This window comes from Paenibacillus sp. JNUCC 34 (assembly GCF_058269055.1).
Window position 1 is genome coordinate 5,524,512 of the sequence record NZ_CM177770.1, and the last position, 23,030, is coordinate 5,547,541.

Genomic DNA, 23,030 nt, shown 5'->3' on the forward strand with positions numbered 1-23,030 from the left:
ATCTTCATTGAACCCAAAAAGCAGAGATCGTTTTAGGACCTCTGCTTCTGCAATACCCCAATTTCCAATTCTCCGTTAACAATCTACCCAACGACCTTACGTTATATCAAGCTGGACCAAATAATCTGCTTCGTACCGAGTATAGACTCCGGAATCCAGGAATACATGGAAGGTACGAACAGGACGACAACAAGCTTCTCGACCGGATCCACAAACAGTCCAGATCTTCCTGCTCCCTCCAGCTGAAACGTCCCTGGAGATTCGAAGGAAAGATGATCAATCGCAAGGTCAAGGCCCAGGGCATGGCCTTTGTCTTTGATCTTGCCGCCCCAGTGATAAGCCGGGACATTGAACAAGTGCCGCCGAGTTAACAGCTCAACCGACTTTCTTCCGAGAATACGCTGACCCTCGAAGGTTCCCCCATCTAACAGCATTTGCCCGAACTTCCACAGATCATACAGGGATGAGTATAGGCCACTGTCCGAGCGTGGAGGCTGGATGGAGTCGTCATATTGTTCAGTGAGCTTCGATACATCCCTCTCATCAACCGTACATACCTCCGGATGGAGCTGTGAGGGCACGTCAAAAAAGGTCCGGCTCATGCCAAGCGGTTGCAAAATATGCTCTATCACATAGTCCTCATACCTTTGTCCTGATACACGGGAGATGATTTCACCGAGTAGAGCAAAGCCTACTGTGGAGTAATTGTAGGCTTCACCGGGCTGGCAAACGACGGGGCCTTGAAGCACTTTTACGATCCAGTCCTCCGTACCTCTGGCACCCCACCACTCTCTGGGATATGGCTCATTGTAGTAGCCCGTTACCGGCATAATACCGGACGTATGCGTCAATAGATGAAACAGCGCAATTCCCTGATGCATCGGATTGTTGAACTCATTCAAAATCGTAGCCACCGGCTGATCAATGTACAGCTTTCCGTCCTCGATCAGCTTCACGATGGAAACACTAGTAAACGCTTTTGTGATGGAAGATAGCTTGCGTAAAGAATCCGGCTGCAGCTCTCCCTGACCCGTCGTTCCATGAAGTGTGCCCATGGATCTCCACGCCGCGATCTTTCCCTCATGCGCTACAAGATAACTGGCTGCTTGAATCTTCTTTTGCGACATCAGGCCTTGAAAATGTTGATCTAGCTTATTGAGCTGTCTGGAATCCATGTGCACCTCCTCGGGTGCTGTACTCAAGGGCCCCTCCAGTACTCGCCAATTGCTCTGCAGAACGCTCATCCATTCTCCCCGCCTTCCTGATATTAGAAACTTTGGACATATTTTAGCGAACAAATCTCTTGACGTCTATATCGATCTTTCGTATTTCATTTAGTAGGCCCACCAATTGCCTGACATTACGATCATTGAAAACAGCTTGATGCTCTCTTCAAAATAACCTTCCGGCGTAGCATTCACTGTATAATTCCATACAGAATTGAGCCAGCTCTGATTCGAGGAGGATGTCATGGCACTTACCCCAAACGGAGCGTAAAATGCCCCACTGTTGTATGTAACAATCGCTGATCCGTTCAAGTCATACCCGGCACGAACCTTGGCCGGATTGCTGCTTGTAGCGTTTTTAATGAAGCTGTTCATTTTGTTTATTTGGCTTAACGCACGGTTATCACCGGTCAACAGGTAATCTGTTGTGATCCGCCATGGTGTACGCGAGGAGTTATAATAGTACTTTCCATCTTTATCTCCTTCAAGAAAATCAGACGCAGCCGGTTCATAATTGCTGCCTGACATTACAACGAAATCTGGAAGCAACCCGGTATTTGGACTGTAGCTGCTGTGTATCGAGTTGATAATCGTATAAGTCTTGTCCACTACATTAGTCCACCGGGTATCGCCTGTTGCTTTCTGGAATCCCTTCAAATGGTTAAGCATAAAGTCGGAAGGGCGCGTGGCCGTATCATGCGAACCGCTTGTCGCCCAGTCGCCGAGACGTAAGGTCCATTGTGACGAATTCACATCGTTGCTCATAATCGCATTAATGATATCCTTAGCCTCTTGCAAGTAATTGATCGATTCGTTACTCCCCCATTGACGGTCTGCCAGAAGCAATGCATATGCAATATCCATATCACCATCCGTTGCGGAGTTGGCTCCATCGATATTTTGGAAGCTGCTGTTCTGTTTCCAGGCCATCAGATAAGGATTGTTGTCACTTGGATGAGCTTTATAATATTGATATAGACCGTCAAAATAAGCCTGGGCACCATTATCATAACCGGCCATCAGCACCGAAAATAGCATACCGTAACCATGCGCTTCCGATACCGTCTCCCCGGCGGAATTGTATTTCACATAGTATTTCCCGGTACCCGCTGGCTTCAGAAAAGATGATTTCCATGTGTTCCATTTTCTCCTAACCGCGTCATCCATCGTACTTTGCGACACATGATTCGGTTTAATCGATCCACTTACATAGGTCGTATGCTGTGGGAAAGGCTTATACCCAGCAAATGACATGCCGGCTGGAAATATCAAGGCAGCTGTACAGAATAATATAAGGGTTTTACGAAAAATGGATTTCCGGCGTTTAATCATCAACGATCCGCTCCTTTAGGTTGATAGTAGTTAAACTTCATACCATAATCCGGCGCAGCTTGTGCGAATATGGACATCACCTCCTCTAAAGACGGTTGTGATTCTTGGAGCGGAACTATATTTTTCACATAAATAAAAGATTTACTCGGACGAGTATATGAAGTAACCAGTGGGGTGTAGAACTCAGGTGGTATTAATTTTGTAAACTAAATAAACCGATGGCATAGTGCCCACCGGTTCATATACAGATTCAAGTTGAAGTTTTACGTCCAAGCCCATAAAAATCCGTCTCGGTCCCATGCAATCCGGCCACCGTGCAGCTTACGAAAAGCCTTTTTCACGTCTTTGGACAAGGACGCATTTCCGTTCTCGTTCACAAACACAAACTGTTCTCCGAAATGTGCCTTTACATACGCTATAGCATCCTCCTGCCGCAGCGTCCCTGTGAATTTAATTTCCTTCACCATCCACTCAGCGACTTCCTGTGCTGTTACTTCCATGAGGATCACCTCCTGCAATTGTCCTACTCTCGATTAATTACATGATACCTTATTTCATTAAGCAACACATTAAATGAACTTTATTATCAAAATTCAGAAAAATTCGGGGACAACAGCAATCGGAAGAAAGATCCGCATTCGTAGTGATGCCAGGGTCAGAATTTTAGTTCAACTTATTTACCATATTTGAAGACCGTACCCATAATCGTCGAAGACGGCCCGTATTGATCGTAAGCTTCCTGCGCGCTTTCGAGCGGAACAATCCGGGAAATTAGCGGCTTGATGGAAATCCGCTTTTCTGCAAGGAGCCGAATGTATTCAGCAACATTTCGTCCTTCCGTCCAGCGTACGAATCCGATTGGGTAGTCTTTATTTTCCAATTCATAGCCTGTGTCATACCGTCCCGGCCCTCCGGCCCGAGATATAAGAACCTGCGCCTCTTTACCGAACATGAGTCCACGGGAGAAGTTCATCGTCAGATCTCCAACGATAACGATCTTTCCTTTATTACGGATCCACTTCAGAGAGGAATTGATCAGCTCTTCTCCCGAACCGCTTGCGCACAGAATAACACTATCGGCTCCATAGCCACTTGTGATTGCAGCAATCTGATTCTCGAGCTCTTCCTGGCTGTCGTACACATGATCAATCTGCTGCTTCATACTTAGAACGCGTTCCTTGTTCAGGTCATAACCGAGCACCTGATTCGCAGCGGCCGATGATATTTGTGCAATGATTTGGCCCAAAATACCAAGCCCTACGACTACGGCCGATTCGCCGAAACGGAGATCCGCTACGCGTAAAGCATGAATAGCAATCGCCCCCAGGCCTGCAAAAGCAGCCTCTTCGGGACTTACATGATCGGGCACGACAGCCGTCAAGTTGGATGGTACAGCAAGTTCTTCGGCATGGCACACATATGGCGCTCCATAGCAAGCAACTCGCTGACCAACCTGCAGACCGGTTACCTGTTCACCAATTTCTGCAATGATGCCAACAGCACTGTAACCAATAACGACCTTCTGATCGGCCGCAGTTTTAATGATCGACATTTCGGTTCCAGGACTGATAGCGGAATATTCGGTACGTATTCTTACATGCCCCACCGGAAGGGATGGCCTCTCTGTATTTGTTATCAAAACCTTCCCGTGCTGCGCAGCAATCGCTTTCATGTATGGCTCCCTCCTATCTACCCTAGTTTGCGGTTTTCTTGCGATATTCGCTTGGTGACACGCCGCAATATTTTTTGAACGTTGTTGTAAACGTCGAAGAGTTCGTATATCCTGTCTTTTCGCCAATTTCGGCAATGCTCAGATCGGTATTTTTAAGATATTCTCTGGCATGAGACAACCGTACCTTATTCAGGTACTCCACGTAGTTCACACCGAAGGTCTTTTTGAAATAGTTTGAAAAATATTTAGAGCTCGTATCCAGCACCTCTGCCATATGATCCAGATACAGGTTTTCCATGTAATGAAGCTCAATGTATTGGGATATGAACGCCGGGTTCAGCTTGCTCTTCGAATCGTAGTTCCTCATAGCCGCAATCCGCCGCAACCCATCCATCAAGAGAGTACGGATTTCCTGATAATTAAAGGCATCGTGCAGCTTCCCGAGAAATTCCGTTTCGATTCGAAATAGTTCTTCACGGTTCTCTTCCGAAGCATTGGCCTGTCTGAGTATAATGAAAAACATCGTTTGTGCAATATGTACCATCTGGTGATGATGAATGCGCAAGGACGCATTCTCCTCAATGATAGTATCGACAATATCCATGGCTTCGTCCGTTTTGCCGGTCATCAGGCAGTTCGACAGCTTCTCTAACTGTTGGAGAGGCAAATGAATGTCCGGGACAAATCGGATCGCCTCCGTATCCGTCACCCACTCTTTCGTGTTGACGTTTCGGTATAGAAATCCGTTCTGGATATCCTGGTAGCCTTCCCTACAGTTGCTGATTTTGGACTCAAACGCCCTGCTGACGCAGCCCCAAACTCTGAAAGAGGAAAAGGTATCCCCTTTGGTTTGCTGTATATAACTCTCAAAACTCTTCAGTACTTTTTTCCGATCCGACGGATGTTCAATCCCGATCAGCACGAGAAATTGAAGATTGTCCTCATGGAACACGACTGCATGATCTATACTCTCCTGCACGCCGCCCTCGATTATTTCCGTAAATTCTTCTACCGAGAGATCAGTCTGCTCTCCCGCACCTTCCTGCGGTGTTAAGTGTATAGCTGCCATCACAAAGTGTCTGCACTGAAATAAATAGGCGTACTGGTTCTGCATCTGCATTTCGTATTCTCTCGAATGCGCATATCCGTCCAGGGTCTGCAGAAACACACCTCGACGTATTTCCTCGTCTACCAGATTCATTTGGCTTTTAAGAGATTCGTTCTCCCGCTGCACCTTTAAAATTCCACTATGAATTTTGACAAAGTCGTTCCCTTTTATATTCGATCCTCCGAGTTGCTGCAAAATGTTTTTGACCGGTCTGTAAAGATAGATACTCAGAAGAACGGACAATACAACAGCCAACAAAATCGCCCCGTACATGATCCACAGGTTGGCGTTCGACACGGAATCGATGTTTTGGAATTTGTAAGGAAGTTTGTTGATATAAATAAATCCGTTAGATTCGGATTTGTAGAAATTGTACTCATAATTCTCACGCGTCAGAGACGCCTCACTGGACGGATTGAAATAAACATCATTTAATATGTCAACCAGGTCAAGGTCCTTCTCTGTGCTGAGTATGACATTGCGGTTTGCATCCAGTACGATCAAGGAGGCCCCCGGAATCATCGCCTTTAAATTAATACTGTTCAGCATTTTATTCACGTCGATCAGGACCAATAATTTCTTGTTAGACATCCTGATTTTACTGCTGTCCACAGCGACGATCAGATTACGTTTATTTGCTCCGTTAATATCAGAGTACATTTCGGCCGGAAATACGGTGAAGTCGTGATCTGACCTGATAAAGCTATTCCAGAATCCGGAATTGTATTTACCGGTCGTATATTTCCGGTCGAAAAGTGCTTCCATACTGCTTGTTCCCTTGGTTGTTATTGCCAGGTTGAAGTCATAAGTGATGATCGCATCTTCCACAAAGTCCAAAGTGGAGACCATCCTCACCAGACTGTCCTGCAAGGAGATAACCTTCTCCATATCGTTCTTGCCTTCACTGTCGCTGATCTGTTCGTAAGGTAGCGCATGAATGTTAAACATCAGGTTGTTAATCGATGCAAAGCTGGAGTCAAACGACTGGATGATATTTTTGATGACCATCCGGTTGTTTTCTGTGACTTTCTCGTAAATTCCGGTAATTGAATTCTTGTAGACCATATAGTTGAATATAAACATGATGCCGACGACCAGCTGTAGAGCGAAAAAAATCTGAAGCAGCCCTCTATTAGCGATCAATCGATTCAATATGGATCACCTCTCTTGATGTCCGTTCATATTCACCATGTTATACCCAAGCGAGCTTTACGTCACCCTTTTTCGGAACCGAGCATAACGCCTTTGGCAAAATACTTTTGCGCGAAAGGATAAAGCAGAAGAACCGGAATCATCGACAGAACGATCGTCGCGTTCTTCATAGCCTGCGGAGCCAACGCGGCGGCGTCGACGAGATTCGTGTTGTTGCTGCTGTCCGCAAAGATTAGCATATCCCTCAGAACTACCTGAAGAGGATACATCTTCGCGTCGTTTAAATAAATGAGCGGAATGAAAAAACTATTCCAATGGCCCATAAAGTAGAACAGTCCAATTGAAGCAAGCGCCGGTTTTGAAAGCGGGATTACGATCTGGAACAGAATACGGTATTCCGATGCACCGTCCACCACGGCAGCTTCCCGAAGCGCTTCCGACATATTCTCATAGAAACTTTTTAAAATGATCAATTCAAACGTCCAAATGGCATTTGGCAGCACAAGCGCCCAGACGGTGTCAATCAGACCCAACTCCTGAACGATGAGGTAGTTCGGAATGATGCCGGGGTTCAGGAACATCGTAAGAATGATGGCCAGCAAGAAAAATTTCCGTCCAAAGAAATCCTTACGAGCTAGCGGATAAGCTGCAATAGCCGTAAACAACAGATTGATCGTTGTTCCAAGTGTTGTATAGAAAATGGTGTTTAAATATGCGCGCGGGATACGTTCATCCTCAAGCACCTGCGCATACGCATCCAGATTGAAGCCTTTCGGAAACAGTGTTACCTTGCCTTGGAGAACGGAAGCCGTGTCGCTGAAGGAAACCGCCGCAATATAAATAATAGGATACAGGATAACGATCGAGAGACACAGCAGGATGATCGCGTTAACGACAGAGAACAGCGAGATGTTTTTCAATTTTTTGGTTACCACAGACCATTCCCTCCGATCTTTTTACTCAGGAAGTTCGAGGAGAACAGCAGTACCATGGCTACTACGGCTTCGAACAGTCCGACGGCCGCGGCGTAGCTGTAATTGGCCTCCAAAATACCTTTCCGGTAAACGAAGGTAGAGAACACGTCCGCTACTTCGTACGTCATCGGGTTATAGAGCAAGAGAACCTTTTCATAACCGATACGCAGCATCTGGCCGGTCTTCAAAATAAACATGATGATGATTGTTGGCATGAGGGCCGGAATTGTGATTTTAAAAATCATATGGCGTCGCTTGGCGCCGTCCACCTTGGCCGCTTCATAAAGCGAAGGACTGATGCCTGCAATGGCCGCCATGTAAATAATTGCTTCATATCCGGTATTCGTCCAAATGTCAGAAGCGATATAAATGGGACGGAACCATGCCGGATCAATCAGAAAATATGTTTTCTCAAAGCCTATTGAAGCAAGCAGCTGGTTGATAATACCGTTGTTTGGTGACAGGAAATCAATCAACATACTGCTGATGATAACCACGGACAGGAACGAAGGCAGGTAGCTGATCGTCTGTACCGATTTTTTAAACCATTTGAGCCGTGCCTCGTTCAGCAGAATAGCTAGAATGATCGGAAAAGGGAATGAAAAAATGAGCGTGAGCACACCTAAAGTAAGGGTGTTCTTAAACAACAGCCAGAAATCCGGACCAGTGAAAAAGTTGGTAAAATGTTTCAAACCGACCCACGGGCTTTCCATAATGCCAGTAAATACGCTGTAATCCTTAAAAGCAATAAGCATGCCGTACAAAGGTCCATAACGGAAAATTAGATAAAATAAAAAGCACGGAATAAACAGGATCAGCAGCTGTCTGTCGCGTTTCATATGCTGAAATGCTGTAAGCTTGCGACCTGCACCCGCCTTTTTGGGTGGTCTTGCCTTGCTTGTTTCTATGCCGGCGCGTGCCATGATGTTGCCTCCTTTAGATGATGAGCAGCACCCGGCCAAGACCGAATGCTGCTGTCACCCTATTATTACCAATCAATTTGCAGCAGGGCTGCTGTTATTATTTTGTGGCTGCGTCAAAACGCTGTTGGGCGGCGTTGAAAATCTCGACCATCTTATCGGCACCTTGTTTAGCAGCTGTTTTTTGCCACTCAGCCCATTGTGCGTCCCCGTAGTTTTTGTTCAGAACATATTTCGAGTTGAACTCGTTGGAACTTTTCTCAAGATTGACCTGAAGCTCGGCAATCGTAGCAGATTCGGCATCCGTAAAATTCAATACCGGATCCAATGGCTCGAAGCTGTTCGCATTCATACGTTTGTCTTGAGCTTCCTGTTCTTTCTCAGTGAAGTTGTAATAAACACTGCGTCTGTCAGGGTTTAAGTACATGCCTTCCAGCCACAGACCGTATCTGTCCTCCAGCACACTAATATCAACCAAAGGAACGTCGGTCAGCTCTGGATATACGACTTTGTCACCCTCCATCTTGAATGTTTCGCCTTCCACACCCATAGTGACGAGCGTAGCACCGGATGGGCTAGTCAGATAATCCAACAACTTCAGGGCGGCTTCCTTTCTATCATTATTCGTTACAGCAATACCAAAGGTGGCATCAATTTTGGGAAGGCTCATGCCATTACCTGTTGGCCCAACCGGATTCCCGTATCTCAAATCGTATTTAGGGTTCTTGTCTTTGATTTGGTTATAGAACATGTCAAGACGTCCGATCCAGTCGTATGTTACAAACGCTTTATCACTTGTTGTCATTTTGGACGTCCAGCTTTCCTGGGTATCCGTCATGAATTCAGGATCCAGCAATCCTTCATTGTAAAGTTTTTTCATGAAGTCCAGCATCTCTTTATGTTCAGGTTGAACGCTTGCAAACTTCCAAACCTTAGCGGATTCATCATAATACATCGGATAGTTTGTACCGCTGATTCCCCAGCCGTACGACCAGTCCCGGAATATGTATTCTTTCGTTTTGGAAGCGTAAGGATAAGAATTAGGGTACTTTTCTTTCAGTGCTTTCAAAGCCTGGTAAAATTCATCCGTATTGGTCCATTCTTTAATGCCCACTTCATCAAAAATATCCTTCCGGTACATAAAACCATGGTTTACATCCCGGTTCAGGTTGTGAATCGGCCACGAATACAATTTTCCATCCTCGTCGCCGTAAGAGGAAAGCACCCATGGGTTTTCTTCCATGTATAATTTCTTGAAGTTTGGAAGCATATCGGCATGTTCATTAATGGCCACAACGGCATTTTGCTTACCGATTTTCTTCAGTTCATCTGGGTTCAGACCGTGGAAAATATCCGGCAGTTTACCCGAAGCCACAACCACTCTTAATTTGTCTTTGTAGGTTGCATGGGAATAGGCCTGGAAGTCAACGGTAATCCCCGTACGCTTCTCGATTTCTTTTGCGATGAGCGACGTGTTGATATCGGTTTTGTCACTCGGCAGCATCCAAGTGATTTTGGTTGGTTTGTCAACCAGTGGCAGTGTCAAACCGCCTGTATCTCCATATTGGTCCGGATCTGCCGGTGTTGTCGTTTCTTTAGGTGGGGTTTCTGTGCCTTTTTCAGGAGTGGCCTCTTTTCCTCCGCCACAAGCAGCAAGAAGCGATGCAAACATCGTTAAAACCAGTGCCATACTAAACCACTTTTTTGACATTTCTGTTCCTCCCTAATTGGTCATGCATAATAATAAATGATGGAAATTTGTACTGAATATTTCTTAAGTAACCCCCGTCATTTCATTCCAACAACTCATAAAACTTTAGAAAAAATATCTGAAATTCTATCGAGCTGCCCCCTTTCTTGTCGAACCATCCCGCACTGTTTTGGTTGAAATACATCAAATGTATAACCGCCCATATTTAATTGCGAGATTCAATTTTTCTACCCACCCACATCATAAAAGCGCTTTCAGTTTTGGTAAAGAATTGTATTTCACCAACCTGTTGTTTCCTGCTCTGTTTTTAATCAAAAACACAAAAAAAGGCTATGTATCAAGGATTTGTAGCGTGTGGAAAATGCTAAAGAGGTAGAAATACAAAAAAACAGAAGGGATTTCAGCGTGAAATCCCTCCTCAAAACAACTCGTTTTTGTTTTTCAATCTTTCACCAATCTCCCTCCGATAGAAGGTGGAATTTCTAATCCGGTCAAGATGTAAAATTCAAAAGTCGAGCCATTCATTCTGAACGGAAATTTTAACGGTATTTGCGAATAAACTGAACTGCTTTTCGGATATCTTCTTCCGGCTGATTGCCAACTTCTCTTTCAATCGTCAGATACCCTTTATAACCGATATCATTCAGCGCCTGGAAGTAGCCATCAAAATCAACCTTGCCTTCGCCCAAAGGCACTTCGGCAAATAACTCACCCGATGTAACGAGTTGAGCAACTTTTTCATGATCCATACCATCAAAGCCAAGAGCCCCATATACAATCCGCGGATCTACAAAATCGCGGTTACGGACGCCATCCTTTACATGGGTATGCACAATGTAGTCCTTCAGGATATGTACACCTTGAACTGGATCATCGCCGGTTACCATAACCATATTTGCCGGATCAAAATTAACCGATACGCCCTTGCCAGAGAGTGTGTCCAAAAATGATTTCAAATGGGCAGCCGGTTCGGGGCCTGTCTCAATCGCAAAATAGGCATTCATGGAGCTTGCATACTGACACAGTTCCTCACATGCCGCCTGCATCACGCTGTACACTTCGCTGTCCTTATCGTCAGGCACAATTCCGATATGCGTCGTAACAACATTCGTTCCCAACTCCATAGCGAGATCCAGGATACGTTTAGATTTTTCGATTTTTTGTGCGTTTACAGTCTTATCCTGAAAACCGTGTCCGCCAAGATCGCCGCAAAGTGCAGAGATCTCAAGCCCAAGTCCGTCCAGCGCGGATTTCAGATCCTTTTTGGCCGCAGGTGTCAGAACTGCTGGATCCATTTCACCTTTAACCGCGTATATTTGTACGCCCTCGGCTCCAACTTCCTTTGCCTTCTTCAAACCTTCATACACACCCACGCCGAAGCTGTCTACGATCACTCCGATTTTGTTCGTTAATTTCACCACTCCGTATTCCTCCCCAGGTGTTATTTCACATTCACTATTTAAATGTAATCTCCTTGCCTGTTTCAGCAGACTCATAGATTGCACACAGGATTTTCATCATTTCCACGCCATCTTCCACCGGGCTGAGTGATGTCTTCGTGCCAAGGATGCTCTCCGCAAAGGTCGCCACCTCGTTGTTAAAAGCACCGATGAAATTAAACGTACTGTTATCAATCTGCGGCTCAAAGTTCAGAATCGTATCATGCTTCTCCGTCACAATGGACAGATCAGGCTCAAGCTCGGCCCCGCCTTTGTCACCGTACAGCTTCACGGAAAGCTCGTCCTGCTTCGCATGCAGCGTAAAGCTCACATCTACCATCAGGGAAGCACCGTTCTCAAAACGGATAAGAGCATTCGCCATATCCTCAACAGAGTTTTTGGAGGAATCATAATCTGCCGCTTGATAGAAAGACAAGTGCTCTACGTTGGAACGGTTGCCGAGACGATTATACGTGTTGCCTGTAACAGATACCACTTTCGGTTTACCCATCAGGTACCAGCAAATATCGATAACATGGACTCCAAGGTCGATCAGCGGCCCGCCGCCTGAGCGCTCTACATCGGTAAACCAGCCGCCCGGGTTCCCGAGCCGGCGAAGGCAGGACGCTTTCGCGTAATAAATTTCACCGAGATCCGATGCATCGATGAATTTTTTCAAAATTTGTGTATTTTCCGCATAACGTCTGACGAATCCAACCTGCAGAATTTTTCCGCTTTTACGGACTGCTTCTTCTACACGCAGTGCCTCTTCCACGGTTTTGCAAAGCGGTTTCTCCACCAGTACGTGTTTACCAGCTTCCAGAGCGGCAATGCTGATCTCGGCATGCGAGTTGTTCCAGGTACAGATGCTGACTGCATCGATTTCAGGCAGTGCCAGCAACTCGTGATAATCGGTAAATACCTTGGATGCGCCAAATTCTTCTGCCTTTTGCTCGGCACGTTCTTGATTCAGATCACAAACCGCATAAATTTCCGTATCCTGATGAGCGGCGTAACCTCCTAAATGATACTGGGATATCGATCCTGCACCGATAACGCCAATCTTTAATTTCCCCATCGCCTAGTTCCTCCTCAGCTAATTCATCTACATATATAGTTTTACAGTGCAGCCTGTTGTTCTGCTCTCTTCTGCGACCTCAAGGAATCGAATGACTTCAACGGATTGCTCGAACGGAAGAACCGTCTTTCCGGATGCAAACATTGGCATGACCTGCTCCAGCAGATCCGCATAAAACGGCTTGCCAGACGCCGCAGCATCCACGTAGTCACTTCCGGTCGTACGGTGAATCAAAGCACCGAACATATAATTACCGCCGCGGTTTCCGCGTACCGTGCCGATTCGTCCGTCATCCCAAGTTCCGGTAATCAGCTCATGTACTTCAGTAGAAGACACATTTACCTCCCGGCAGCCCGGTCCCATGATGGCAAAGAGCATTTCCACTGCATGAATTCCGTACCAAAAATAATGCGATTGAGTACTCTCTACTTCCATCGGACCATGTACATCCGCTCCAATAACATTACCCTTCCCTTCACGGTCAAGCTCCTCAGTCAAACTGACCGCATACCGAAGGGAAGAGGAGCTCATGACTGAAATGCCGTACCTTGCGGCAATTGCCCCAATCTCTTCCGCTTCGGATGATTTCAATGCCAAAGGCTTATCTATAAATACAGGCTTTCCGTAAGGAGCTATCTTTCGAAACAACTCTAGATGCACCCGGCCGTCTGCTGACAGCAGCATGAGGGCATCACAGTGCTCTGCGACCTCCTCCGGTGTATCCATAATCCGAACACCATATTTCTGCTTGATATCTTCCGTAAAACCGTTAACCCGCGAGATACTTAGTGAGAAATCCGGTGATCCGCCCGGATATGCCGCAACGACACGGGCACCCGGAACATGGTAAGCATCTTCTGTATCATGCAGCAACCGTGTAAATGCCAAGGCATGTGAGGTATCAAGACCAATCAAGCCAATCCGGAGTGAGTTCATTTCGACTCATCCTCCTTCTTCTTGGTGCTCTTGGCGCCTTTCTCCTTCACGTTCTTGCCATCCTTGCCGTACAGATCCTTTAAAATCTTTTTCCCTGTAGGAGTTTGCGCAAGTCCACCCTTAGCAGTTTCCCTATGTTTAGCAGGCATCGCCGTTCCGACCTCAAGCATGACATCGACCACTTCATCGGACGGAATAACGCTGCGGACGCCAGCAAGCGCCATATCTGCGGCAGCAAGCGCCGTTACAGCACCAAAGCCGTTACGAACAATGCACGGAATTTCTACAAGCCCGCCTACTGGATCACAAATCAGCCCGAGGGAATTTTTGAGAGCCAGACCGACAGCGTGCACCGCCTGCTCCGGTGTTCCGCCTCTCAGCTCCGTGAGCGCACCGGCTGCCATGCCGATGGCTGAGCCAACCTCAGCCTGACAGCCGCCCTCGGCACCGGATATGAACGAATTGTTCGCGATGACATAGCCAATAGCACCAGCACTGAACAACCCCATGACGAGATGCTCATCTTCCCAAGCGAACCTTTCCTGTGCACTGACAAAAACGCCAGGTATGATGCCGCATGACCCAGCCGTCGGTGTGGCTACAATACGACCCATAGAGGCGTTCACTTCAGATACGGACAAAGCATAAGCCATCGCGGTACAGGCTTCTGTTCCAAGGGAAGAAACGCCTCCTAGCATATACTCGCTAACACGCACCGCGTCACCGCCGGTTAAACCGCTCCGAGACGGAACAGGTTCATGGATTCCACGATGAACCGCTTCTTTCATGATGTTGTAATAGTCAGCCATCATCTTGAACGTTTCCTCTTCGCTCTTCCCGGTCTCCTTCGCTTGCTCACGGAGCATCAGCTGTCCGATCGTGACCCCGTCCTCGCGGCAGCATTCCGTCAGCTGCTGTAATGTAGAAAACTTCATTCTGTAACCTCCTCTGACGTCAAATCCGCAAATACGACACGATGGACATTGCCCAAGCCGCGAATATGCTCCATGAGGTCCTGAGGCACCGCTTCATCCGTCTCCAAGACGGTAACAGCTTCCCCGCCTCGTCCTTTGCGGTCCAAATCCATGTATCCGATGTTTACGCCTCCACCGTCTAATATTCGGGTGATATGTGCGACCATTCCCCGCGTGTCTTTGTGAAACACAATCAGTGCCGGATAATTCATCGTAAATTTCACATCAAAACCGTTAACACCCAAAATCTCAACATTTCCGCCTCCGATAGAAGCACCGACAACAACATCCTCCCGGCCTTCACCGTCTTTCAGCTTCAACATTACTGTATTTGGGTGAAAAGCAACATTCTGAGCCGTCTTGAAGGTGATAGCCATTCCTGCTGCTTCTGCAAGATCGATTGAATTTCGAATGCGCATATCATCTGTAGCAAAATCCATCAAACCGCCAACGACCGCCAGATCGGTCCCGTGTCCACGATAGGTCTCGGCAAAAGAACCATAGAACACGATCTCCGCTTGTTCGGGAAACGCTCCAAAAATGCGCCGCGCTGCCCTGCCTATTCGCACAGCGCCCGCTGTATGGGAGCTGGACGGACCTACCATACTCGGTCCAATAATTGAAAACACATCTTTAAAACGCACAAGCGTTTCCCCCGTTCATCAAATTATTACAGCTAAACTATTTATTCAGCCAGCCATTTTTCCAAATGCTCTTTAACAAAATCATCATCGTTCAAATGAGGATAATCTCTGTACACCCGGTCAATCTCTTCAGACTGTCCCGGTGACAATGTTTCATTCGGGTTCAGACACCAGATGCCTTCCAGCAGTCCCTGGCGGCGAAGAACCTCATGAATGCCCGGAATACAGCCGTGGAATTGGTGGGCCGGATCAAAGAAAGCCGCATTGCAATCCGTCACCTCAATGTTTCGCGTCAGCCATTCCGGAGAGATGGCTCCGCTCCGTACCTGCTTGATCTCCTCCAGCTGCTCTACCGCTTTACGGGTCCAGACGGCCCAGTGACCGAGCAGTCCTCCGATAACCGGCTTTTCCACGACTTTGCCATCCACATTGAAACGATAAGTCGTGAGCAGGTCATTGATGATATTATCATCATTTCCGGTATAAAGGGAAATTTCATCCCTCCGGCTAGAATAACAAACAGCACGTGCCACATCAATCGACTGATATCGGTTAAATGGTGCCATCTTTATCGCCACAACGTTCGGAATTTCTGCAAATTGACGCCAGAAGTCGAAGCTAAAGATTTTTCCGCCAACGGAAGGCTGCAGGTAGAACCCAATCACCGGCATAATGTCCGCAATAACTTCCGTTCTCTTCAGAATGTCTTGCTCACTCATATCAGCCAGTCCGCCCATACTCAGCAGAGCGGCGTCATATCCAAGATTGCGGGCAATCTGTGCTTCATTCACAGCCTGCTCCGTCGGTCCGCAAATACCAGCTACCATAATAAACGGTCTGTCCAGCTTCGCCCGTTCAATCTCTTCCGCCGCAAGACGAAGTACCGGTTCATACAGATCAATGCCCTTGTCGCGGATTTCAAATTGGGTGGAGTGTACCGCTACTGCTATACCGCCTGCACCGGACGCTGCATAATACCGTGACAGAGCCCGCTGACGGCGCTCATCCAGTTTGCGGTTACTATCGAGTGCAAGAGGGTGCGCCGGTATAACAAGACCTTCTGCAAGTGCCTTTGCTTTTTCTAGTGACAATCTGTTTGCTTCAATCACTTAGAATTTCCCCTTTCTCTCTTGGAAATGTGTTGGCTTATTCCATGTATCTCCGCCGGATTGTATCCACTCTGCCGTCCAATCGATCATTTGCAGCAGCGATACTTTTGGATAACCGAATAGCTGATGCGATTTCGTCGCATTGTTAAGCAGAGCCGTCTCGGATTCTGTTCCCGTAAAGTTAACTTCTTTTCCCATACGTTTAGCCAGTTCTTCAGCAGCCCAGCGGATAGACATCGTTTCCGGTCCGGTAATGTTAATGATCTCCGGCGGGTTGTTGCAGTGCTTCAGGCAGCGCAGCGCCATTTCGTTGGCATCCCCCTGCCAGATCACGTTCGCGTGTCCCATTGCAAGATTGATCGGACGATCTTCGTTGATGGACTTAGCCAACTCCAGAAGAACCCCGTAACGCATGTCAATCGCATAGTTCAGACGGTAGATCGTCATTGGTGTCCCATTTTGATGAGAGAAATACTCGAAAACACGCTCTCTACCAAGACATGACTGTGCGTACTCACCGAGCGGCTCAGGAGACACAGCTTCATTTACGCCGCCGCTGCCCACTGGTGAAAACGGATACACATTACCTGAGGAGAATACGACGATTTTTGAATTTTTGTATTTCTCAGCCACACGGCCCGGCAGATAAGAGTTCATTGCCCATGTAAAATACTCACGGCCCGTTGTACCAAACTTGTTACCTGCCATATAAATCACATTAGCCGCATCCGGCAACTTCTGCAGCTCTTCATCATTAAGTAAATCGCATGAGATCGTTTCAATTCCAGCCTCTTCCAGCTCACGTCTTGCGTCGGCATTGGAGAACCGGGATACACCGATAATCCGTTTATTTAATCCGCCTTCTTTGACAGCATTGGCAGCCAGTCTTGCCAGACTCGGCCCCATCTTGCCGCCGACGCCAAGAATCAGGATATCTCCTTCTATCGTACTCAAATCGGCAATCAACTGTTCTGATGGCTCAGCAAGCTTTGCTTCTAATTCTGCAACGGTTTTCATATCCAATCATCTCCTTCTGATTACGGTTCCTCTTCATCATAACGAGGGAACGTATATAAAGACAAATCTTTAAATCGTCTTTAAATAGAAGAATACTTTTCCGTCACCGGCGGTTATGACACACCCTTCGTCCACTCTCACATTTAGGGACAAAGGGCCACAACATCACAAATCCTTCTGCAAAAAGGTAAACAGGAATATTTGTCTCGGCCTTCCCCTCGGAACCTTCTCCAGTCCGGATATTTCAACCAGACCATTGTCGATCCAGAGCAGCAGCAGACGGTGAGCGCTTCTCACCGTAATGTCCAGCAGATTCGCAAGCTCATGCACCTTATATTCATATTTGCCAAACCGGGCACGCTGATGAAGCAGCTTACTGAGATAGGCGCTCGTCATGCCGGCATCCTCTGCCCGTTTAATAAGGGCTGCATCGGTAAAGGACAACACATCCTGTACAGGATCTGCCATCTCCAGCGGACCGATGAGCGTGCCGTCTTCACGGACGATAAAGCAGGCGTTTCCCCCCGCCTCCTTCGCCTTTCTCATCGCGATGCGGGCATTCGTGCCGGCAGCACTAGCTGTCCGTCCAAATCCCATGCCTATACTGAGTGAAATACCGTGTGTCTTATTGATGTCTTTGGCGAGAGGAATGGTCTTATACCCCCCGGTTTCCCTCTCGAATATTCCCCGCGTTGTAAAGAACAGATACTCATCACCGCCCATGTGGGTGAGATATCCATCCAGCGATTCTACATAGTCCAGCACCATGCGGTGAATATCCAGCTTCAGCTTCTGAACCTCATGCTCATTGTTCCGTTTCAGAGCTTGTGTGCCGAAATCGTCTACATTAATCATGCCAACCACAATCTGTCCTTCTTTACTCCGGCGTGATGCGGTTGACAGCAAAGCCCTCTCCAGAGAAACAATGATGTCTTGATCCGAAGGAAGCAGCCATACGTTCGGTATACCTCTGCGGCTCAGCTCATGTGCCGCTGCCTCCATTCCGGTAAAAGCAATCGAGCAATTTCCCGAATTGTAGTTTCCTTCATGAAAGTCGGCGAGTTTATTTTTGGACGTATACGCCGGTCCGTCGTAAATCACACTCTCCACATCCGTAATATCCATATCCTTCAGCGTTCGTCTCACCATGGCTTCGGTCAATGTATCCACAGAGATGCCTTTACTGAGTCTTCCTGCATGCCGGGCATAAAAGAGCGCTTTATACAATCCGGCATCCGTGACTGGAACATGATGCACTGGTATCGCAATCGTCATCTGCTCTTTAACCTTCCTGTGAGACAGCGGATCGGAAAGAATCAACACCTCCACTTCTCCGCTGATCCGCTCCGCAAGAACTGGGGCTTCATCTTCATGCTGAAATATCAAAGGCACAGGCGCAAATGAAGGAAATGTCTCAATGACCCTCATGATCTTATCCACTATCGTTTGAGGGCCGATAATTCCAATGCGGATCTGCCCAACTAACTCCTTGTTTCTATCTATCATTGAATGCTCACTCCCGCATATTCCCTATTGGGTCGCCGCCGTTAACAGGCAGCACCATCTACCTAAATCATACCTCTTCATGCAGATTTATCAAGCTTCAGAAATCAATGATAAGTTACCTGTTAGTGGTCGCCAGTTTCAATTCCATTAATTTCTGCGCGGCTTCGAGTGTCGTGTTAATGTTGGGGTAAAGCAAGCCGGGTTATGGGACTCAGAGCTCACCGGTTATGATAAGTCTTAATCGTTATTTACACATTAAAGGCAGCCCCTTACGGCTTCATCAAGCCAGGGACTGCCTCTATTTAAATCATTAATACTTCCAGAGCATGGCCACCAGCTGAAAACCACAGCCAATGGTCCAGAAACAAACGGTATCACCGCGCTGAATCCGCCCGCTTTCAATGCCTTCATAAAGTGCAATGAACGGACTGCTAGTTCCGGTATATCCAAAGCGGTCACCAATGTAAACGATTTGGGAATCATCCAGTTCAAGATGCTCCTGGATCTTCAGAATATTACCCATGGAAAACTGTGAGAAACAGTAAGCCTTCACGTCCTGAGCGGTTAACCCATTTCGACTCAGCAGCTTGTCTAGCAGCGTAAAGGTCGGCGGCATTGCCAGATGCCCGTCGAAAGGCAGCCACTGAATCGACTTGCCGCCCGCTTCCTCCTTCACCATCTTTGCCAGTCCCTGTGCCGGATACATAATTTTCTCCGGAAGGATGGAATGTGTGGAGTACTGGCAATCGATTAAGCCCTCTTCTTCTTCACTCTGCTCAAGAATGACAGCACATGCCGCATCCCCATAGTTGGCATAAGTGATTTCATCTTCGGGGTTACAGAGCAATGTATTGTAATCAGAACCGATAACGAGTGCTCTTTTACAGTCCGGATTCCCGCTCATGTAACGACTGGCTTGGTCAACGGCAACTGTCATCCCCGCACAGTTCGCATTGGAATCCATCACAAGGGCATCAGTCTTCCCTTGAATGGCAGCATGCACAAACATCGCATTGGACGGATACGTCGTTTCTGGCACCTGAGTTGAGAACATGATCATATCCATATCTTCTCCGGTCAAACCCGCCTTCGCAAGCACTCTGCGCGCAGCTTCGATCCCCATCGTCAGACCATTTTCCGTGTCATTGTCGATGATATAGCGACTCTCCCGTCCCATGAACTCCAGGAAATTCGTTATATCCTTGCCCTTCGCCTTATAATGAGAAATATAAAATTCATTATCTACCGAATGATTCGGATGATAGATATCGATTGATTTCAACCGAATACGCTGCATATATAACAGCTCCATTCCAATCTGTTTATTTTACGATTACTTCGGTATTAGAAAGTCCCGCCATTCGAGCGACACGTCCCAACTGCATCTTTATAATCGATTGTGACTCGGATACGATAAAGTTCACTTTGGCAAAACCAGTTTCTTTATATCGTGTAAAGGACCCCTGCAATTTATCAACTTCACCGGGTGTCAGCAAATCCATCGTTCTGCAGTCCACTTCAAGCAAATACTGTGATGCGTCAATGGATGAAGTCTTAGCCACATAATCATTTACAAAATTCTCATAATCCTGTGCGGTAAACGTACCACTTACCATCATCTCCATGGTCTTCGTTGCTTCATTGATTTCGATACTGAAAGCTTTCTGGGTCATTTCAATTTTCCCTACCCTTCTCCAATAATGATATATTTCTACTGTTAACTGCACTCAATATTACTTTATAAAGTACAGTTCCCCATTAGGGTACTCCTCTTATTTATCGGACAATTCACGCTCATTCTTAACCTTGTTTGATCATTCCTCAACAACCTGCACCCCCTTTAGAGCAAAAAGGATATGACTGCATTTCCTCGAATCTAATGTATAAAGTAGAGTGAGGCCGAGCTTACAATCATCACCAGGAGGTGTTTATCCGCTATGCGGTATATTCACGTGGATCTCGTTCATTCATCACCCCAGGGACAAATGGACCTGAGTCTATTGTTTTTTGGCAAGGAAGAATGTGTGGCTGGTCACTCATGGGGACCTGGACTGCGTGATTCTTATATTCTTCATTACATCCACAGCGGCTGCGGCGTCTTCACCATACATGATCAGACCTACCACCTACAGGCCGGACAAGGGTTTCTGATCCCTCCGGGCATGCTTGTATACTACTGTGCCGATGAGCAGTATCCATGGACATACTCGTGGTTCGGCTTTCGCGGGCTTCATGTGAAGTCCCTTCTGCAAAGATCTCATTTGTCATCTCATCATCCTATCTTTCAAGTTGCCTGCATGAGCAAAACCGAAGCCACGGAGGGGCGATCTGTTACCGGATTCGAAGCTTATCATGATGAACTGATGGCAGCCCGCGAGGAAAGAAGCCGTGATGTGCTCAGCCTGAGTATCCTGTACCGGTTAATGGCCGAGCTTATTCAGAGTTCCCCAGAAGCGCTGGCACAGCCTAAGCCCTCGGTTTCAAAGGAAGCCTATGTTCGACAAGCCATTGAATTTATTGAGCATAATTACAGCCAGAGGATCAGCGTTATGGACATCGCACGCTCCATCGGGCTTGACCGGACCTACTTGTCAGGCCTGTTTAAATCACAGTTCGGGATATCCCTTCAGACTTTTTTGCTGGAATATCGAATGAACCGTGCGTCTGAACTGCTGCAGAACAAGGATCTGTCGATCAGTGATATTTCAAGATCCGTCGGCTACATTGATCCGTTCCTCTTCTCTAAAATGTTCAAAAAGGTCACCGGCTTATCGCCCCGTAATACGAGAAACGGAGACGGTTAATGCTCAAACTGCTGCGCCTCTTAACAAAAACGTCTATCGACGCACCTCCATGAAGACAGACCGCACTTAGCGGTAGTTTTTCTTGCGAGATAAGGATGCACAAAAACACCCCGATCTAATCGATCGGAGTGATCATGACATGCCCACCTATGAGGATCATCGTGTAATCTACCAGCCGAAATCCATCGTTTTTCCGGTTTCGACAAATGTTTTGATGCTGCTGAGAATCATCCACCAGGAATCGCCTGCTTTGCTGAATGAAGGATGATCCGGCGTGTAATTGTCGTTGACCAGTGTCAACTTCGTACATTTCCCAACCGTGTCCAGTGTAAACGTAATTCTGGATTCCAACTCAGCATGATTCGAATAATAGGCTGGGCCAGGGTGCTCGGTGAGGCTCAGCTTCTGCTGCGGCTCATATGCCAGCACGGTGCCGTATACATGAACGGTTTCATCACCATCTGCTCCAGGACCAACGTACTGATACGGCTCTCCGACTACGAAAGATGACTTGATAACGGAACCGAAAAATGCACTGCGTGTGCCCTCGGGTGAAACCAGCGCATTCCATACCTGCTCTTTATTAGCATCAATATAAAAATCATACTTCAACTCCATGAGGTCCGCTCCTTTAACAACTGCGTCCTTTTATTAAGCATTACTGGATTATCCACTGGGATTTAACGGGACTGCCTCCCCATGACCAGGATGTCGTGCCTAATCCATGTGTCAATCTGGTTGTCCAACCGGGCAGGACGGCCATATACGGCGTGTCCAAATCTGTCCACTCCCACCATCTGGAGGGTAAGGGGTCCGTATTCGGAGTCAAGTTCAAGGCAGGAGGATTTTACCCTTTTATTAAAAAGCCCCTCTCCGGGCTTACCGGCCAATCCGTTGGAACAGCTGATGTACTGGGCATCGATCCTCTCGATATGGAGAACTACATCTTGTCCTCGAAGGAACCCGAACAGATGATAGCCCGCGCTGAGAAAATACTCCTTACATGCTTGCCGGAACCGGATGATACAATCATTCTCATCAATCAAATCATAGAACATATTCACCAGAACCGGGAAACGACAACCGTCGAACAGATCTGCGAGTTCGCCAATCTGAACAAAAGAACGCTTCAGCGGATGTTCAGCCAGTATGTCGGTGTGCACCCCAAATGGGTTATTAGGCTGTACCGGCTTCAGAGTGCAGCTGAAAGAATGGATTACGGGACTCACGAGGATTTACTGAAGCTATCAGTGGAGCTCGGCTATTATGATCAGTCCCATTTCATAAAAGACTTTAGATCCATTATCGGTAAAACGCCAGAAGAGTATATGCGGCGTAAATAAGGCAGATCAGCCAAAGTTGTCGGCGTCAACAAATGGAATGGACTGCAACAAATCGGTGTCCTGTTCACATATTCTCATCGATCGT

Annotated in this window: 21 protein-coding genes; 2 read left to right on the plus strand and 19 right to left on the minus strand. The window is 47.1% G+C overall.

Annotated elements, in window-relative coordinates:
- Window positions 1-101: 101 nt before the first annotated feature.
- The 18 genes from AC2TF5_RS25600 to AC2TF5_RS25685 form a co-directional block, all read right to left on the minus strand.
- Entirely contained in the window at window positions 102-1,175 is a 1,074-nt protein-coding gene (locus AC2TF5_RS25600) for a serine hydrolase domain-containing protein (protein ID WP_491299891.1), read from the minus strand.
- A 159-nt stretch (window positions 1,176-1,334) separates the two neighbouring features.
- Entirely contained in the window at window positions 1,335-2,558 is a 1,224-nt protein-coding gene (locus tag AC2TF5_RS25605) for a family 8 glycosyl hydrolase (protein WP_491299892.1), read from the minus strand.
- 263 nt (window positions 2,559-2,821) lie between these two features.
- Window positions 2,822-3,058, minus strand: coding sequence for a DUF6953 family protein (locus tag AC2TF5_RS25610; RefSeq protein WP_491299893.1), 237 nt, complete (start codon window positions 3,056-3,058; stop codon window positions 2,822-2,824).
- 173 nt (window positions 3,059-3,231) lie between these two features.
- Window positions 3,232-4,230 carry a zinc-dependent alcohol dehydrogenase gene (locus tag AC2TF5_RS25615; protein ID WP_491299894.1) on the minus strand — a complete coding sequence of 333 codons (999 nt, stop codon included), beginning with the start codon at window positions 4,228-4,230 and terminating at the stop codon, window positions 3,232-3,234.
- A gap of 22 nt (window positions 4,231-4,252) precedes the next feature.
- Window positions 4,253-6,490: a helix-turn-helix domain-containing protein gene (locus AC2TF5_RS25620; protein WP_491299895.1), complete on the minus strand. Its 2,238-nt coding sequence runs from the start codon at window positions 6,488-6,490 to the stop codon at window positions 4,253-4,255.
- Between the two features lie 62 nt (window positions 6,491-6,552).
- Window positions 6,553-7,425, minus strand: coding sequence for a carbohydrate ABC transporter permease (locus AC2TF5_RS25625; protein ID WP_491299896.1), 873 nt, complete (start codon window positions 7,423-7,425; stop codon window positions 6,553-6,555).
- Window positions 7,419-8,387 carry an ABC transporter permease gene (locus tag AC2TF5_RS25630; protein ID WP_491299897.1) on the minus strand — a complete coding sequence of 323 codons (969 nt, stop codon included), beginning with the start codon at window positions 8,385-8,387 and terminating at the stop codon, window positions 7,419-7,421. The genes AC2TF5_RS25625 and AC2TF5_RS25630 overlap by 7 nt, the downstream gene beginning before the upstream one ends.
- A 97-nt stretch (window positions 8,388-8,484) precedes the next feature.
- On the minus strand, window positions 8,485-10,095 hold the full coding sequence (locus AC2TF5_RS25635; RefSeq protein WP_491299898.1) for an extracellular solute-binding protein: 1,611 nt from the start codon (window positions 10,093-10,095) through the stop codon (window positions 8,485-8,487).
- Window positions 10,096-10,634: 539 nt separating this feature from the next.
- Window positions 10,635-11,513: a sugar phosphate isomerase/epimerase family protein gene (locus AC2TF5_RS25640; protein WP_491303000.1), complete on the minus strand. Its 879-nt coding sequence runs from the start codon at window positions 11,511-11,513 to the stop codon at window positions 10,635-10,637.
- A gap of 37 nt (window positions 11,514-11,550) precedes the next feature.
- Complete coding sequence (locus AC2TF5_RS25645) at window positions 11,551-12,612, minus strand: Gfo/Idh/MocA family protein (RefSeq protein ID WP_491299899.1); 1,062 nt, start codon at window positions 12,610-12,612, stop codon at window positions 11,551-11,553.
- Between the two features lie 27 nt (window positions 12,613-12,639).
- A complete protein-coding gene (locus tag AC2TF5_RS25650) occupies window positions 12,640-13,548 on the minus strand; it encodes a Gfo/Idh/MocA family protein (protein ID WP_491299900.1) in 909 nt (302 codons plus the stop codon).
- Entirely contained in the window at window positions 13,545-14,483 is a 939-nt protein-coding gene (sdaAA, locus tag AC2TF5_RS25655; protein ID WP_491299901.1) for an L-serine ammonia-lyase, iron-sulfur-dependent, subunit alpha, read from the minus strand. The genes AC2TF5_RS25650 and sdaAA overlap by 4 nt, the downstream gene beginning before the upstream one ends.
- Window positions 14,480-15,166 (minus strand): L-serine ammonia-lyase, iron-sulfur-dependent subunit beta, encoded by a 687-nt coding sequence (gene sdaAB / locus AC2TF5_RS25660; protein ID WP_491299902.1) that lies wholly within the window; start codon window positions 15,164-15,166, stop codon window positions 14,480-14,482. Before sdaAB ends, sdaAA begins: the two co-directional genes overlap by 4 nt.
- A 41-nt stretch (window positions 15,167-15,207) precedes the next feature.
- Window positions 15,208-16,275, minus strand: a complete 1,068-nt coding sequence (locus tag AC2TF5_RS25665) for a dihydrodipicolinate synthase family protein (protein ID WP_491299903.1) — start codon at window positions 16,273-16,275, stop codon at window positions 15,208-15,210.
- Window positions 16,276-17,292 carry an NAD-dependent epimerase/dehydratase family protein gene (locus AC2TF5_RS25670; RefSeq protein WP_491299904.1) on the minus strand — a complete coding sequence of 339 codons (1,017 nt, stop codon included), beginning with the start codon at window positions 17,290-17,292 and terminating at the stop codon, window positions 16,276-16,278.
- Between the two features lie 165 nt (window positions 17,293-17,457).
- Window positions 17,458-18,798 (minus strand): hypothetical protein, encoded by a 1,341-nt coding sequence (locus AC2TF5_RS25675; RefSeq protein ID WP_491299905.1) that lies wholly within the window; start codon window positions 18,796-18,798, stop codon window positions 17,458-17,460.
- Window positions 18,799-19,108: 310 nt separating this feature from the next.
- Entirely contained in the window at window positions 19,109-20,095 is a 987-nt protein-coding gene (locus AC2TF5_RS25680) for a 3-oxoacyl-[acyl-carrier-protein] synthase III C-terminal domain-containing protein (protein WP_491299906.1), read from the minus strand.
- A gap of 25 nt (window positions 20,096-20,120) precedes the next feature.
- Complete coding sequence (locus AC2TF5_RS25685; RefSeq protein ID WP_491299907.1) at window positions 20,121-20,471, minus strand: hypothetical protein; 351 nt, start codon at window positions 20,469-20,471, stop codon at window positions 20,121-20,123.
- A gap of 264 nt (window positions 20,472-20,735) precedes the next feature.
- Between AC2TF5_RS25685 and AC2TF5_RS25690 the strand changes: the two genes are divergently transcribed.
- Window positions 20,736-21,602, plus strand: a complete 867-nt coding sequence (locus tag AC2TF5_RS25690; RefSeq protein WP_491299908.1) for an AraC family transcriptional regulator — start codon at window positions 20,736-20,738, stop codon at window positions 21,600-21,602.
- Window positions 21,603-21,770: 168 nt separating this feature from the next.
- Here the strand turns inward: AC2TF5_RS25690 and AC2TF5_RS25695 are convergent, their stop codons facing one another.
- Window positions 21,771-22,220 carry an SRPBCC family protein gene (locus AC2TF5_RS25695; protein ID WP_491299909.1) on the minus strand — a complete coding sequence of 150 codons (450 nt, stop codon included), beginning with the start codon at window positions 22,218-22,220 and terminating at the stop codon, window positions 21,771-21,773.
- 71 nt (window positions 22,221-22,291) lie between these two features.
- On the opposite strand from AC2TF5_RS25695, the gene AC2TF5_RS25700 reads away from it, so the two are divergent.
- Complete coding sequence (locus AC2TF5_RS25700) at window positions 22,292-22,945, plus strand: helix-turn-helix domain-containing protein (protein WP_491303001.1); 654 nt, start codon at window positions 22,292-22,294, stop codon at window positions 22,943-22,945.
- Window positions 22,946-23,030 lie beyond the last annotated feature (85 nt).